The organism is Stenotrophomonas sp. LGBM10 (assembly GCF_046736075.1).
GTDB lineage: Bacteria > Pseudomonadota > Gammaproteobacteria > Xanthomonadales > Xanthomonadaceae > Stenotrophomonas.
Map to the genome: position 1 here is coordinate 1,077,276 of NZ_CP177163.1, position 13,562 is coordinate 1,090,837.

The 13,562-nt window shown below is 69.0% G+C and carries 11 protein-coding genes and 1 riboswitch; of the genes, 6 read left to right on the forward strand and 5 right to left on the reverse strand.

Going from position 1 to position 13,562, the window contains the following annotated elements; genetic code table 11:
- Positions 1-42 precede the first annotated feature (42 nt).
- Entirely contained in the window at positions 43-3,588 is a 3,546-nt protein-coding gene (locus ACLB90_RS04560; protein ID WP_411851816.1) for an ATP-binding protein, read from the reverse strand.
- Positions 3,589-3,773: 185 nt separating this feature from the next.
- Between ACLB90_RS04560 and ACLB90_RS04565 the strand changes: the two genes are divergently transcribed.
- From ACLB90_RS04565 to ACLB90_RS04575, 3 genes are read left to right on the forward strand one after another with little or no spacing between them, the layout of a single operon-like run.
- Positions 3,774-4,457, forward strand: a complete 684-nt coding sequence (locus ACLB90_RS04565) for a YceI family protein (protein WP_411851817.1) — start codon at positions 3,774-3,776, stop codon at positions 4,455-4,457.
- On the forward strand, positions 4,454-5,026 hold the full coding sequence (locus ACLB90_RS04570; RefSeq protein ID WP_411851818.1) for a cytochrome b: 573 nt from the start codon (positions 4,454-4,456) through the stop codon (positions 5,024-5,026). Before ACLB90_RS04565 ends, ACLB90_RS04570 begins: the two co-directional genes overlap by 4 nt.
- 2 nt (positions 5,027-5,028) lie before the next feature.
- Positions 5,029-5,595 carry a YceI family protein gene (locus tag ACLB90_RS04575; protein WP_411851819.1) on the forward strand — a complete coding sequence of 189 codons (567 nt, stop codon included), beginning with the start codon at positions 5,029-5,031 and terminating at the stop codon, positions 5,593-5,595.
- A 105-nt stretch (positions 5,596-5,700) separates the two neighbouring features.
- Here ACLB90_RS04575 and ACLB90_RS04580 read toward each other — a convergent pair whose 3' ends face one another.
- On the reverse strand, positions 5,701-5,919 hold the full coding sequence (locus ACLB90_RS04580; RefSeq protein WP_411851820.1) for a glutaredoxin family protein: 219 nt from the start codon (positions 5,917-5,919) through the stop codon (positions 5,701-5,703).
- Positions 5,920-6,016: 97 nt separating this feature from the next.
- Between ACLB90_RS04580 and ACLB90_RS04585 the strand changes: the two genes are divergently transcribed.
- Both ACLB90_RS04585 and ACLB90_RS04590 read left to right on the forward strand, forming a co-directional pair.
- Positions 6,017-7,399 (forward strand): L-serine ammonia-lyase, encoded by a 1,383-nt coding sequence (locus ACLB90_RS04585; protein ID WP_411851821.1) that lies wholly within the window; start codon positions 6,017-6,019, stop codon positions 7,397-7,399.
- 99 nt (positions 7,400-7,498) lie between these two features.
- Positions 7,499-8,500 carry an alpha/beta fold hydrolase gene (locus ACLB90_RS04590; protein ID WP_411851822.1) on the forward strand — a complete coding sequence of 334 codons (1,002 nt, stop codon included), beginning with the start codon at positions 7,499-7,501 and terminating at the stop codon, positions 8,498-8,500.
- A gap of 493 nt (positions 8,501-8,993) precedes the next feature.
- Here ACLB90_RS04590 and ACLB90_RS04595 read toward each other — a convergent pair whose 3' ends face one another.
- From ACLB90_RS04595 to metX, 3 genes are read right to left on the reverse strand one after another with little or no spacing between them, the layout of a single operon-like run.
- Entirely contained in the window at positions 8,994-10,061 is a 1,068-nt protein-coding gene (locus ACLB90_RS04595; RefSeq protein ID WP_411851823.1) for a homoserine dehydrogenase, read from the reverse strand.
- A complete protein-coding gene (locus tag ACLB90_RS04600; RefSeq protein ID WP_411851824.1) occupies positions 10,058-11,302 on the reverse strand; it encodes an O-succinylhomoserine (thiol)-lyase in 1,245 nt (414 codons plus the stop codon). Before ACLB90_RS04600 ends, ACLB90_RS04595 begins: the two co-directional genes overlap by 4 nt.
- Positions 11,299-12,330, reverse strand: a complete 1,032-nt coding sequence (gene metX / locus ACLB90_RS04605) for a homoserine O-succinyltransferase MetX (RefSeq protein WP_411851825.1) — start codon at positions 12,328-12,330, stop codon at positions 11,299-11,301. Before metX ends, ACLB90_RS04600 begins: the two co-directional genes overlap by 4 nt.
- 78 nt (positions 12,331-12,408) lie before the next feature.
- Positions 12,409-12,528: riboswitch (SAM riboswitch) on the reverse strand.
- Between the two features lie 138 nt (positions 12,529-12,666).
- On the opposite strand from metX, the gene ACLB90_RS04610 reads away from it, so the two are divergent.
- A complete protein-coding gene (locus ACLB90_RS04610) occupies positions 12,667-13,542 on the forward strand; it encodes a M23 family metallopeptidase (protein WP_411851826.1) in 876 nt (291 codons plus the stop codon).
- Positions 13,543-13,562 lie beyond the last annotated feature (20 nt).

Consider the following 13,562-nt stretch of genomic DNA (forward strand, 5'->3'; position numbering starts at 1 on the left):
ACCTGCGCGGAATCCGTGCAGCTGGCCTATCGATGCGCGAAATCAGTGGCTGGTCTGCCGCACCATGCGTGCCTGCGCGATCGCCTCCACGAGCATGTCGCCGGTCACCGGCTTGCGCAGGAACCCGTCGAACCCCGAGGCCAGCACCTGCTGTTCGGCGTAGGCATCCGAACGCGCGGTCACCGCGATCAGCGGCAGTTCGTAGCCCATCGCGCGCAGCTGCGAGGCGATCGCGATGCCGTCCAGCGCCGGCAGATCCAGGTCCAGCAGCCCGATATCGAAGCGGCCCGACGCCACTTCCGACAGCGCCGCCAGCCCGTGCAGCACGTGCACCACCTCATGCCCGCGCGTGCGCAGCAGGCCGGTGATGACATCGGCGACGGTCGCATCGTCTTCCACCAGCAGGATGCGCAGCGGGGGCAGCGCGGCGCGCGTGTCGTCCGGTGCGTCACCCACGCTGCGGCTGCGCTGCAGCGTCCACGGCAGCGGCAGGTGCACGCTGAAACACGCGCCATGCCCCGGGCGGCTGTCGATGCTGATCCGGCCGCCCATCGCCACCGCGAGCTCCTGGCAGATCGCCAGGCCCAGTCCGCTGCCGCCGTAACGGGATGCGGTGCGCGGCCCATCGGCCTGCTCGAAGCGGTGGAACAGGCGCTGCTGCTGTTCCTGGCTGATGCCCGGACCGGTGTCGGAGACCTCGAAGACCACCCCGTGGCCATCGTCAAGCAACTCGATGCCCAGCCCCACGTGGCCGTGCTCGGTGAACTTGATGGCGTTGCCCAGCAGGTTCATCAGGATCTGTCGCACCCGCATTTCATCGCCGCTGACCTGGACCGGCCCGGGCAGGTTGAAACTGCGTTCGAAGGCCAGGCCACGGTGGTGGGCCATCGGCTCCATCAAGGCTTCCACCTGCTCGAGCAGGGTCATCAGATCGAACGGTCGAATGTCCAGTTCCAGCCGGCCCGCTTCGATGCGGGCCAGATCGAGCGCATCGTTGACCAGCCGCAGCAGGTGCGTGCCGGCATGCTGGATGGAGGCGGCATAGCCGCGCTGGATCTCGTCCAGCGGTGTCGACAGCAGCAGTTCGCTCATGCCCAGCACGCCAGTCATCGGCGTGCGCACTTCGTGCCCCAACGTGGCCAGGAAGCGGCTTTTGGCCTGCGAGGCCTGTTCGGCCAGCTGCTGCTTGTGCAGGGTCAACTGCCATTGCTGGCGCCGGCGCAGGCGCACCCGGGCCACGCGTGCAGTGGCGGCAATGGACAGCACCGCGGCGAGCACGTAGCAGACGATGGCCCAGTGGCTGCGCCACCACGGTGGCTTGACCTGCACGTTGAGCGTGCGGGTCGGGGTCCAGTCGCCATGCGGCGTCGCGGCCTGCACGTCGATGGCGTACTGCCCGGCCGGCAGGCGCGACAACAGGCGTTCGCCGTCGGCGGCCTGCATCACCCAGTTCTGGTCATAGCCTGCAACGCGATAGCGATACCGGTTGCCCTGCGGATTGGCGAAGGACAGCAGCCGCGCGGCGATGATCAGGTCGCGGTCCAGCGGGCCAAGAGTGATCGGCGCGTTGATCGGCAGGGTCTGCTGGCCCTCGGCATCGTCGCGGCGCACCTGCACGCTGTCGATCACCAGCTGCGACGGCGGCAGCACGAGGTCCGGCGCGTCCGGATCGAACCCGACCAGGCCGGTGGCGGTCACCGCCAGCACCTGGCCCTTGCTGTTGCGCACCGGCGGCCGGCCGCTGAACTCCGCATCGGGCAGGCCATCGCGTTCGCCATACAGGCGCGCGCGGCGCTCGCGCGGATGCCAGGACACCAGGCCGCGCGGCGTGGTCGCCCACACCTGCCCATCGCGCCCCAGCACCACGCCCCCCATCAATACCGGCGGCAGGCCCTGGGCCGCGCCGACACGCTCCCGCAGGGTCATGCTCAACCCGTCCCACGCATACCGCTCCAGCGCGCCCTTGCGCGCCAGCCACAGATGGTCCGGACCGTCCCAGGCAATATCGTAGATGCCCCCGCGGGAAATCCCGGGAACCTGCTCGAAGCGATCATTGCGCCAGCGCAGCAGGCCCATGTCGCCCACCACCCACAGCTGGCCACGCGGGTCGAACACCATCTGTTCGACCGGGTTTTCGGTCAGCCCGCGGTCCTGGTCGACGCGGATGGTATCCAGCACGCGGCCGTCGGCGGCGCGGCGCTGGATGCCGTAGTTCATGATCGACAGCCACAGCTCGCCATCGGGCGCCTGGCGAATCAGGTCGATGCGCTGACGGACATCCGATCCGCCGCCGATCTTCCACTCGCGCAACGCACCGGTGCGCGGCTGATAGAGACTCAGGCGCCCGGCCCGACCGATCCACAGCGCGCCGTCGGCACGGGGCAGTACCGACCATGCCGCGCCCACCCCGATCTGCTTGTCATCGGCGATCTGGCTCAACCGGCCCGCTTCATCCAACCGGTACAGACCATGCGCGCCGGCGATGTAGAACGCTTCACCGGCGGCGGCCACGCCGAGCAGGTAGGCGCTGTCCAGTGGCTTGCCGTCCAGCTGGTACCAGCTGGAAAAGCGCTTCCAGTCCGGCGGCAGGTAGGCCAGGCCCTGGGTCAGCATGGCCACCCACAGCCCGCCTTCGTGATCCTGCAGCAGGTCCAGCACGCCACTGCGGGCGGTGAGGAACCCGCTGCCCGCATCACCGGCCAGCAGGCGCAGCGCGCTGTCGTTGCCGCGGTACAGGCCATCGGCCGTGCCCAGCCAGTAGCCGCCGTTGCGGTCGTGGATCACGCTGGCCGCGCGCACGTCGGCGCTCAGTGTCCACGGCGCGGGCGTCACCGCGTCATCGGCACCGATCCGGAACAGACCAACCTCGGTGCCTGCCCAGACCGTGCCATCCGGTTCGCGGGTGAGGCGGAACACGCTCTTGCCCCCCAGCACCGCCGGTGCGATGCGGGTGAAATGATCGCCCTCCCAACGTGCCACGCCACTGCCGGTGCCGACCCATACCCGCCCCTGCGGGTCGGTGAGCAGCGTATAGATGGTGTTGTCGGGCAACGTGCGCGGGTCGCCCGGATCGGCCTGGTAGTGGATCAGCCGGCCATCTTCCTCACGCCGGCAGATGCCGTGCTGGTTGGTGCCGATCCACAGCGACCGCGCCGCATAGGCCAGCGACCAGAACTGCCCCTCGCAGCGGGCGTTCACATCGGCGAAGCGCTCGAAGCGGCGGCGCTCCGGTCCCAGCATGCTCAGGCCCACCCCGTTGGTGCCCACCCACACGCGGTCCAGCGGGTCGACCAGCAGGGTTTCCACTTCGTTGCCGGGGATCGAATCGGGATCGGCGGGATCGTGGCGCCAGACGCGCAACCCCACCCCATCCAGGCGGGCCAGACCGTCATCGGTGGCCGCCCACACATAGCCCTGGCGGTCCTGGGCCAGCGCCAACACCATGCGCGAAGGCATGCCTTCGGCTGCACCGAAGCGGCGCATGCGCGGTGTTTCTGCCGATGTCCCTGTGGCCCACGACGCTGCCGGCACTGCACACAGCCACAGCACCAACACCACGATGCCAGCCCGCCAGACGCGCGCGCTCATCGCCATTCCGATCTCCGTGTAGGGGCGGATTGTCGCATGGAACAGGCTGTTTCCTGCGCCAGCCCCCCTGCACGGAACCGGGCCCGGCGCGTTCACATCGGCACCACGAACTGTTGCAGCCATGAGCCTGCATGGCTGCACAGGCCTGTGCGTATGATCGGCACAGATTCCGATGGAGCCCGGCCATGTCCCTGCGCCTGACCCTTGCCCTGCTGCTGTTCTCCGCCCCCGGTGTGGCCCTTGCCGCCGACAGCTACCGCCTGGACCCGGTCCACACGCGGGTGCTGTTTGCGATCGAACATGCCGGCTTCTCGCATGCGCTGGGCACCGTCTCCGGCAGCGAGGGCGTGCTCGTGTTCGATCCGCAGGACTGGGCCGGCGCAACGCTCACCGTCAGCGTGCCGCTGCAGCGCCTGGACCTGGGCGATGACAAGTGGAACAAGGCCGCGCTGGCGCGCAACCTGCTCGATGCCGACCGTTTCCCCGAGGCCCGCTTCGTGTCCACGCGCGTCGAGCCGATCGATGCCACCCACGCCAACGTCGTCGGCCAGCTGACCCTGCACGGGGTCAGCCGCGAGGTCACGCTGGCGGTCACGCTCAACGCGCTCAAACGCCACCCGCTGCCCCCGTTCCGGCGCACGGCCGGCTTCTCGGCCACCGCCACGCTCAGCCGCAGCGCGTTCGGCGTGGATGGCTGGCCGTCGATGATCGGCGACCAGGTGGAACTGCGCATCGAGGCCGAGGCCGTGCGCGACCGCAATGCCGCCGATCCGCAGGACGCACCGTCCGTCGACGATGCGGGAACTCCGCCAACCGCACCGCACTCCGATTCCCCATCCCCACAGCCGGTCCAGGAGACCACGCCATGACCGCCAAGAACACCGCTGCCCGCTGGGGCGGCGTCAGCATGACCCTGCACTGGTTGATCGCCGTGCTGATCCTCGCACTGGGCATCGTCGGCCTGACGATGGGCGAGTTCCCGAAGACGCCGAAGTACTTCTGGATCTACACCATGCACAAGTCGATCGGCATCACCGTGCTGGCGCTGGTGGTGGCCCGCCTGGGCTGGCGGCTGTATGCCGGTGCGCCCGCGCCGGTACCCGGCACGCCGACCTGGCAGGAGCGCATCGCTTCGGCCACCCACGGGCTGCTGTATGTGCTGATGTTCGCCATCCCGCTGTCGGGCTGGCTGTACGACTCGGCCAGCGGACTGCGTCCGTTCCGCTGGTTCGGCCTGGTTGACGTGCCCAAGCTCAGCGCGCCGGACCCGCAGGTGACCCAGATTTCCCACGCCATCCACGAGTGGGGCTTCTGGCTGCTGATCGCCGTGGTGCTGGCCCATGCCGGCGCCGCGCTTTACCACCATTTTTACCAACGCGATGCCACCCTTGCGCGCATGTTGCCGCAGCGCTGGCTCGCCTCCCCCCAGAAGGATTGAGAATGAACATCAAGCTCACCACTCCCGCGGCCGTCGCCGCTGCCCTGGCCGGCCTGATGGCCGCCGCTCCGGCCTTCGCCGCCGATTACGTGCAGGCCCCCGGCTCGGTCCTGGTGTTCGCCACCAAGTACGACGGTGAAGTCTTCACCGGCAGCTTCCCCGGCTTCGACACCAAGCTCAGCTTCGATCCGGCCAAGCTGGACGGCGCGCACCTGGAAGTGACCATCCCGCTGGCCGGCGCCAAGAGTGGCAACAGCGACCGCGATTCCACCCTGCAGGGTGCGGACTTCTTCAACGTCGGCAAGTTCGCCCAGGCCAAGTACAGCGCCACGAAGTTCCGCGCCCTGGGCAACAACCAGTTCGCTGCCGACGGCACGCTGGAACTGCGCGGCGTCAGCAAGCCGGTCACCCTGACCTTCACTTGGACCCCGGGCGCCCAGCCGGTGCTCAGCGGCAAGGCCACGGTCAAGCGCCTGGACTTCGGCGTGGGCGGCGGCGACTGGGCCGACACCAAGAACATCCCCAACGAAACCGCGATCAGCACCAAGGTGGTCCTGAAAGCCAAGTAACACGGTCGGCGGTGCCGGCCGCTGGCCGGCGCCCCGCCCCCTTTGATCGCCTCCAGGGCGCCGTCCACCGGCCGGCGCCGCCGGATCGGCCCACCGCCACAGGTGTCAGCCCATCCAGGCCCGCACGGCCGCCACATCGAACGGCCAGTCCAGCTCGCGGCCCTGTGCATCGCGCACCACCGGCACCCGGATGCCATAGCGGGCCTCCAGCGCCGCGTCGTCGTCGATGAACACGCTGTCCAGGCCGTTCACACGGGCCTGCGCCAGCACCGCCAGGGCCTGGTCGCACAACTGGCAGTCATCACGCTGGAACAAGGTAAACACCGGCCCACCCGCCTTGGGAAATGTTGCGCCGCAATCATGGCTGGCGCCCGCGACAGCATAGAATAGCGCTCCATCCGATACCCGCAGTTTGGCAATCATGGCAGTCAGCACGTTCGATGTGTTCAAGATCGGCATTGGCCCGAGTTCCTCGCATACCGTAGGACCGATGAAGGCTGCCGAGCGTTTCGTGCACCGCTGGCTGCTCGATCCAGGGCATCTGCAGGACGTGGTGCGCATCCGCGCCGACGTCTACGGTTCGCTGGCCCTCACCGGCCGCGGCCACGGCACCGACAAGGCGGTGCTGCTCGGGCTGGAAGGCCAGCGCCCGAACCTGATCGATCCGGACATCATTCCGGAGACGCTGGAGCGCATCCGCACCACCAAGCGCCTGAAGCTGATGGGCCAGCACGAGATCGTGTTCGACGAAAAGCGCGACCTGGGCCTGAACAAGCGCCAGAAGCTGCCCTACCACACCAACGGCATGCGCTTCACCGCGTACGACGCGCAGGAGCAGGTCATCGCCACCCGCGACTATTACTCGGTGGGCGGTGGCTTCGTGGTCAACCAGGACGATGCCGCCGACGACCGCATCGTGCCCGATGAAACCCCGCTGCCGTATCCGTTCAAGAGCGGCGATGAGCTGCTGGCGCAGACCGCGCGCAGTGGCCTGAGCATCGCCCAGATGATGTTCGAGAACGAGAAGTGCTGGCGCACCGAAGACGAGATCCGCGAACAGCTGCGCGAGATCTGGAACGCCATGCAGAGCTGCGTGGCACGCGGCATCCGCCAGGAAGGCACGCTGCCCGGCGGCCTGCACGTCTCGCGCCGCGCACCGGCGCTGTACCGCGAGCTGTCGTCCAAGCCCGAAGCCGCCATGCGCGACCCGCTGACCACGCTGGACTGGGTCAACCTGTACGCCCTGGCCGTCAACGAGGAAAACGCCGCCGGTGGCCGTGTGGTCACCGCGCCGACCAACGGTGCCGCCGGTGTGCTGCCCGCGGTGCTGCACTACTTCGACCGGTTCTGCCCGGGCGCCAACGAGCAGCGCGTGTTCGACTTCCTGCTGACCTCCGCGGCAATCGGCATTCTGTACAAGGAAAACGCCTCCATCTCCGGCGCCGAGGTCGGTTGCCAGGGCGAAGTGGGCGTGGCCTGCTCGATGGCGGCCGGCGGCCTGGTTGCCGCGCTCGGCGGCAACCCCAGCCAGATCGAGAATGCCGCCGAAATCGGCATGGAGCACAACCTCGGCCTGACCTGCGACCCGATCGGTGGCCTGGTGCAGATCCCCTGCATCGAACGCAACGCGATGGGCGCGGTCAAGGCGATCAACGCCAGCCGCATGGCCATGCGCGGCGACGGCAAGCACAAGGTATCGCTGGACAAGGTCATCAAGACCATGCGCGACACCGGCCGCGACATGCAGGACAAGTACAAGGAAACCAGCCGCGGCGGCCTGGCGGTCAACGTCATCGAGTGTTGATCCGCGCCAGCCGACCAGCGGTCGGCTCTACCGGTCATGGTGTTGCGGCACGTGCGCGGCACCTCCGGTAGAGTCCGGGTTCCCCTTCCGGAGACCGCCATGCGCATCCTGGCCGCCGCCCTGCTCGCCTGCCTTCCGCTGACCACCCTCGCCGCCGATACCTATGGCCCGCGGCTGGAAGGCTTCGACTACCCGTATCCGGTGAAGATATTCCCGCTCGGATCGCAACGTCAGCCGCTGGAGATGGCCTATCTGGATGTCCCACCGGCAGGCACCGCGTTCGCCGGTACGGTGGTGCTGCTGCACGGCAAGAACTTCTGCGCGGCAACCTGGAAAGACAGCATCGCCGCGCTCACCGCCGCCGGCTACCGGGTGATCGCACCGGACCAGATCGGCTTCTGCAAATCCAGCAAGCCCGAGCGCTACCAGTACTCGTTCGGACAGCTCGCCGCCAACACCCACGCGCTGCTGGCCCACCTCGGCCTGGACGCGGCCAAGGTGGATCTGGTTGGCCATTCGATGGGCGGCATGCTCGCCGCGCGCTATGCCCTGATGTATCCGCAGCAGCTGCGCCACCTTGCGCTGGTCAATCCAATCGGACTGGAAGACTGGAAGGCCAAAGGCGTGCCGTGGCGCAGTGTGGATGCGTGGTATGCCAACGAACTGAAGACCAGCTTCGACAGCATCAGGGCGTACCAGCTGGAGGTGTACTACAACGGGCAGTGGAAGCCGCAGTACGAGCAGTGGGTGCGCATGCAGTCGCGCATGTATGACGGCGCGGGGAAGGAAGCGGTGGCCTGGAGCCAGGCGCTCACCTCGGACATGGTGTTCAACCAGCCGGTGGTCTACGAACTGCCGCGCATCACCGTCCCGACCACGCTGTTCATCGGCCAGACCGACCGCACCGCGATCGGCCGGGACCTCGCACCGCCGGCGTTGAAGGCCACCCTGGGCGACTACCCGGCGCTGGGCAAGGCAGCCGCCGCTGCGATCCCCGGCGCGACGCTGGTGACCTTCGACGACCTCGGCCATTCGCCACAGGTGCAGGACCCCGAACGGTTCAACACCGCCTTGTTGAACGCCCTGCAAAACCCCCGGTAGCGCCGACCGTTTGCCGCCTGGCCACGGCAATGATCAGCCCGGCACAGGTAGAGCCGACCGTTGGTCGGCTGGCCACGCAAAGCGTGGCAATGATCAGCCCGCCGCAGGTAGAGCCGACCGTTGGTCGGCTGGCCACGCAAAGCGTGGCAATAATCGGCACGGCAGCAAAGCAGCCGACCAACGGTCGGCTCTACCGGGCATCGTCCAACGCCGGCCGACCGTTGGTCGCCTGACCACGCAACGCGTGGCAATAATCGGCACGGCAACAAAGCAGCCGACCAACGGTCGGCTCTACCGGGCATCGTCCAGCGCCGGCCGACCGTTGGTCGCCTGGCCACGCAAAGCGTGGCAATGATCAGCCCGGCACAGGTAGAGCCGACCGTTGGTCGGCTGGCCACGCAAAGCGTGGCAATGATCGGCACGGCACAGGTAGAGCCGACCGCTGGTCGGCTGGCCACGCAACGCGTGGCAATAATCGGCACGCGGGCATCCTTCAACGCCGTACGATCGCCAGCACGTCGTCAAGCAGCGCCGCCGCGGTGACGCCGGCCCCCGCACCCGGGCCCTGGATCAGCAGCGGCTGCTGCTGATAGCGGTCGCTGTGGATCGCGACCCGGTTGTCGGTCTGCGCCCCGCCGGCCAACGGGTGGTCGAGCGGCAGGATGCGCAGGCCCACCGATGCGCCGTCGTGGTCGAAGCCACCGACGAAGCGCAGGCAGCCGCCCTTCGTCTGCGCCTGGTGCCAGTACTCCAGCAGCGGCGCATCAAGCTGCGACAACGCCCCCAGCGCCGCGTCGGCCGGCAGCGCGGCCAGCGCGTTCGGCACCAGCGAGGCCACGCGTACCTGCTCGGCACGCAGTGCGATGCCACTGGCACGGGCCAGGATCAGCAGCTTGCGGCGTACGTCCTCACCGGACAGGTCAACGCGCGGGTCCGGCTCGGTGTACCCGGCCCCGGCGGCCTCGCGCACCCAATCAGAGAACGCGCGTTGGCCATCGTAGTGATGGAACAGCCAGGCCAGCGATCCGGACAGCACGCCTTCCACGCGGTGGATGCGGTCGCCCCCGGCCACCAGCGCGCGCAGGCTGCTCAGCAGCGGCAGGCCCGCGCCAACGGTGGCGCTGTCGCCGTACTGCGCATCGCTGCCCTGGCGGCTGTCGGCGATGGCCTGCGCCCGTGCGAGCTGCGCGCCCTGGCCGAGCTTGTTGGCGGTCACTACATGCACGCCGCGGGCGAGCCACTGCTCATGCCAGTTGGCCACCTCATCGCTGGCGGTGGCATCCACCACCACATCGCCGCGCTGCAGGCCTTCTGCTTCCGCCCAGGGCTGCAACGCCGGCGTGGTACGGGCAGCCAGGTTGGCCAACTGCAGCTCCTGCTCCGGCGCGTGCCCGCAGACGCGCGCGGTACGCGAATTGGCCAGCCAGGAAAACTGCGGCAGTGCCACGCCGCGCGCCAGCAGCGACTGGTAGCGCTGCACGAACGCGGTGCCGACGGTGCCGGTGCCGAGCAGCGCCAGGCGCCGCGCCGGTGCCGGGGCCAAGGTCAGGACCGCGCTCATGCATCCACCTGTTTGCGGCGCGCCGTCCGGGCCTGCAGGTCGATCACCGCCTGCGCGCGTTCCAGCCCGGCCTGCAGGTCGGCCACCAGGTCCTCGGGCGACTCGATGCCCACCGACAGGCGCAGCAGACCCTCGCTGATCCCGGCATGCGCACGTGCCTCCGGCGTCATCGCGGCATGGGTCATGGTGGCCGGATGGGCGACCAGGCTTTCAACACCGCCCAGCGATTCGGCCAGGGTGAAACAGCGCAGGCCATCGACGAAGGCGCGCACGGCCGCGTGCGGATCATCGCCCGGACAGGAGGCCAGCTCGAAGGACAGCATCGCGCCGAAGCCGCTCTGCTGGCGCGCGGCGATCGCGTGCCCCGGATGGTCGGCCAGCCCCGGGTAATAGACCTGGGCGACCGCATCGCTGGCGGCCAGCAGTTCCACCACCGCAGCGGTGTTCTCCTGGTGCGCGCGCAGGCGTGCGCCCAGCGTGCGCAGCCCGCGCAGGGTCAGGAAGGCATCGAACGGCGAGCCGGTCAGGCCCAGCGCGTTGGCCCACCACACCAGCTGCTCGTGCACGGCCGGATCGCGGGCGATCACTGCGCCGCCGACCACGTCGCTGTGGCCGTTGATGTACTTGGTGGTCGAGTGCAGCACCAGGTCGGCGCCGAACGCGATCGGCTGCTGCAACGCTGGCGAGAGGAAGGTGTTGTCCACCACCACCTTGGCACCGGCCTTGTGGGCGGCGTCGATGACGAAGCGCAGATCGGTGATGCGCAGCAGCGGATTGGACGGGGTTTCGATCAGCACCAGCGTCGGCGACTGTGCCAGCGCGTCGGCCAGCGAGCGCGGGTCGGTCAGGTCGGCGGTGATCAGGCCGAAGTGGCCCTTCTTCGCCAAGGCATTGAACAGGCGCCAGCTGCCGCCGTAGGCATCGTGCGGCACCACCAGGGTATCGCCGGGCTGCAGCAGCGCGTTCAGCACCAGGTTGATCGCGCCCATGCCGGTGGAGGTGATCACGCCCCCCGCGCCGCCTTCCAGTTCGGCCAGCGCCTCGCCCAGCAGGTCGCGGGTCGGATTGCCGCTGCGGGTGTAATCGTATTGGCGCTTGTTGCCGAAGCCGTCGAAGCTGAAGTTCGAGGACAACACGATCGGCGGGGTAACCGCGCCGTGGGCGGTATCGCGGTCGATGCCGGCGCGCACGGCGGCGGTGACGCGGCTACAGGACGGTTCGGTACCAGCGGACAGGCTCATGCGGTTTCTCCCGGGGAACGGATGGCGTTGGCGAGGATCGCGTCGATGCGATCGGTTTCTTTGAGGAAGGCGTCGTGACCGTAGGGCGAGCGCAGCACGCGCAGACTGCCGCGCGGGCCCAGCCCTTCAACCAGGCCGACGCAGTCGGCCAGCGGCACCAGCCGGTCGCCTTCGACGGCGACCACCACGGTTGGCACCTGGATGGCGGCAGGGTCGACACGGTGCAGGTCGATCGATTCGGACAGGCGCAGGTAGGCGTTCACCGGGGTGCGGGCCACGTACTGCGCGCCGGCGGCATCCAGGTAGTCCTCGGCGGCCACGCGCACGCGGCCGTTGACCACCTCCGGTGCGGCGTCGAAGCGCTCGCCGAATTCTTCCGGGGTGCGGTAGCTGAGCATCGCAAACTGCCTGGCCAGCGACAGCCCGTGGCTTTCGGCGCATTGCAGTTGCCCCAGTGCGACCGCACGGCGCTGCAGCGCGCGCCACGCCGCGGCGTACGGGTGCGGACGATGCGCGCCGCTCACCGCAACCAGCCGCTGCAGGCGCTGCCGGTGCCGCACCGCGAACTGCTGCCCGACCAGGGCGCCATAGGAGTAGCCGACGAAGCACTGCAGCTGCGCGATGCCGAGATGGTCGAGCAGCAGCGCCAGCGCATCGGCCTGGTCGGCGGTGTCGATCGGCAGATCCAGCGCCCCGTCGGCACCGATGAAGTCGAACGCAAGGATGCGCTGCGTGGCCGGGTCCAGCGTACGGCCCGGTGCCACCAGGCCTTCGGCCCAGCCCTTCTCCGGGAACACGGCGTTGGCGGCCACGTGGCGATGGGCCGAGATGCCACCGGCCAGCACCACCACCGGCGCATCGTCGCGGCCCACCAGTTCGTAGCGCAGGCGTACCGGGCGCACGCCACCGTGGCGCATCGACAGCACCGCCGCAATGTCGCCGCGCACGGCATTGCGGCCGTCGATGACGGGCACGCTGACAGGGGCGAAGGTATCGATGGCGAGCGCTGAAGCGGTGGCGAAAGGCATGGCGGTATCCCAGGAAGGAAATCGGCCATCGAGCTTTCGCGGAGCTCGCGTTCGAGATGCACGCACGGTGCATGGTTCGAACCATCTTTCGGTGGACGCCACGGTCCCCGCAGGATTTGGCACCTACGCAGGTCGCTTGCGCGCCTGCGGGCTGCCCCGGCTTCAAAGGGCCTGTCCCTCTGCCGGTCTCGATGGTGACGCCACGATGCCAGCCGTTCCGGCGCATGTCAATCCCTTCATCGGGATGAAGCGATATAGTTTTTTCTCATCAGCCGCCCGGCTTTCCTGAACGGACCACTTTGCGTAGAGTCCGCGCACCTTCATTGGATCGACCCCATGCGCCGGATCGTGCTGCTCCCGCTGTTGCTGAGCCCCCTGCTGGCCTGGGCCGCACCCCCCGACTGGCGGTCGGGCTGGGGCATGGTGCAGCCTGTCGGCGTGCCCCAGGGCAGCAGCGCCGGCGCGCTGGCATCGGTCAAGCTGGAAGGCGGCGCCAGCCGCTGGCAGGCCCGGGTCGACAACCACTTGGCCGGCCCGGTGCAGGTGGCGCTGCGCCAGGACACGGGCGCCGTGGCGTTGCCCGGGCTGCCGATGCAGACCGTCCTGCCCGGCTCGGCCAGCATGGTGGTGGCGCGGCTGCAGCTGCCGCCGGACACCCAGCGGCTGAACCTGCTGCTGGACGCGGTGCCGGGCGATCCAGCCGCGCGGCCGATGGACGTGGCGTACCAGTTGCCGTTCGACGCCAAACGCTTCCAGGTGACCCAGGCGCCGCAGGGGCGTTTCAGCCATACCGACGACGAGAACCGCGACGCGGTCGATTTCGCCCTGCCCGAGGGCACGCCGGTGCTGGCCGCGCGCGGCGGCAAGGTGATGCAGGTGCAGGGCAACTTCCGCGACAACGGTCAGGACCCGGCCCGCGACCGGGACCGCGCCAACTTCATCCGGATCCTGCACGAAGACGGCAGCATGGCGGTCTACGCCCACCTGCAGGCCAATGGCGTGCTGGTCCGCAGCGGCCAGCGGGTCGAGGCCGGCCAGCGCATCGGCGTGTCCGGCAACACCGGCTACAGCACGGCGCCGCACCTTCACTTCGTGGTCCAGGCCAATACCGGCATGCAGCTGCGCTCGATCCCGGTGCGCATCGTGGCGCCCCAGGGCGAGCTGCATTTCGCCCGCGAGACCAGCCCCGGCGACGCGTCAGCCGCGCCCTGACCCGCCAACCCCGGCGGCCC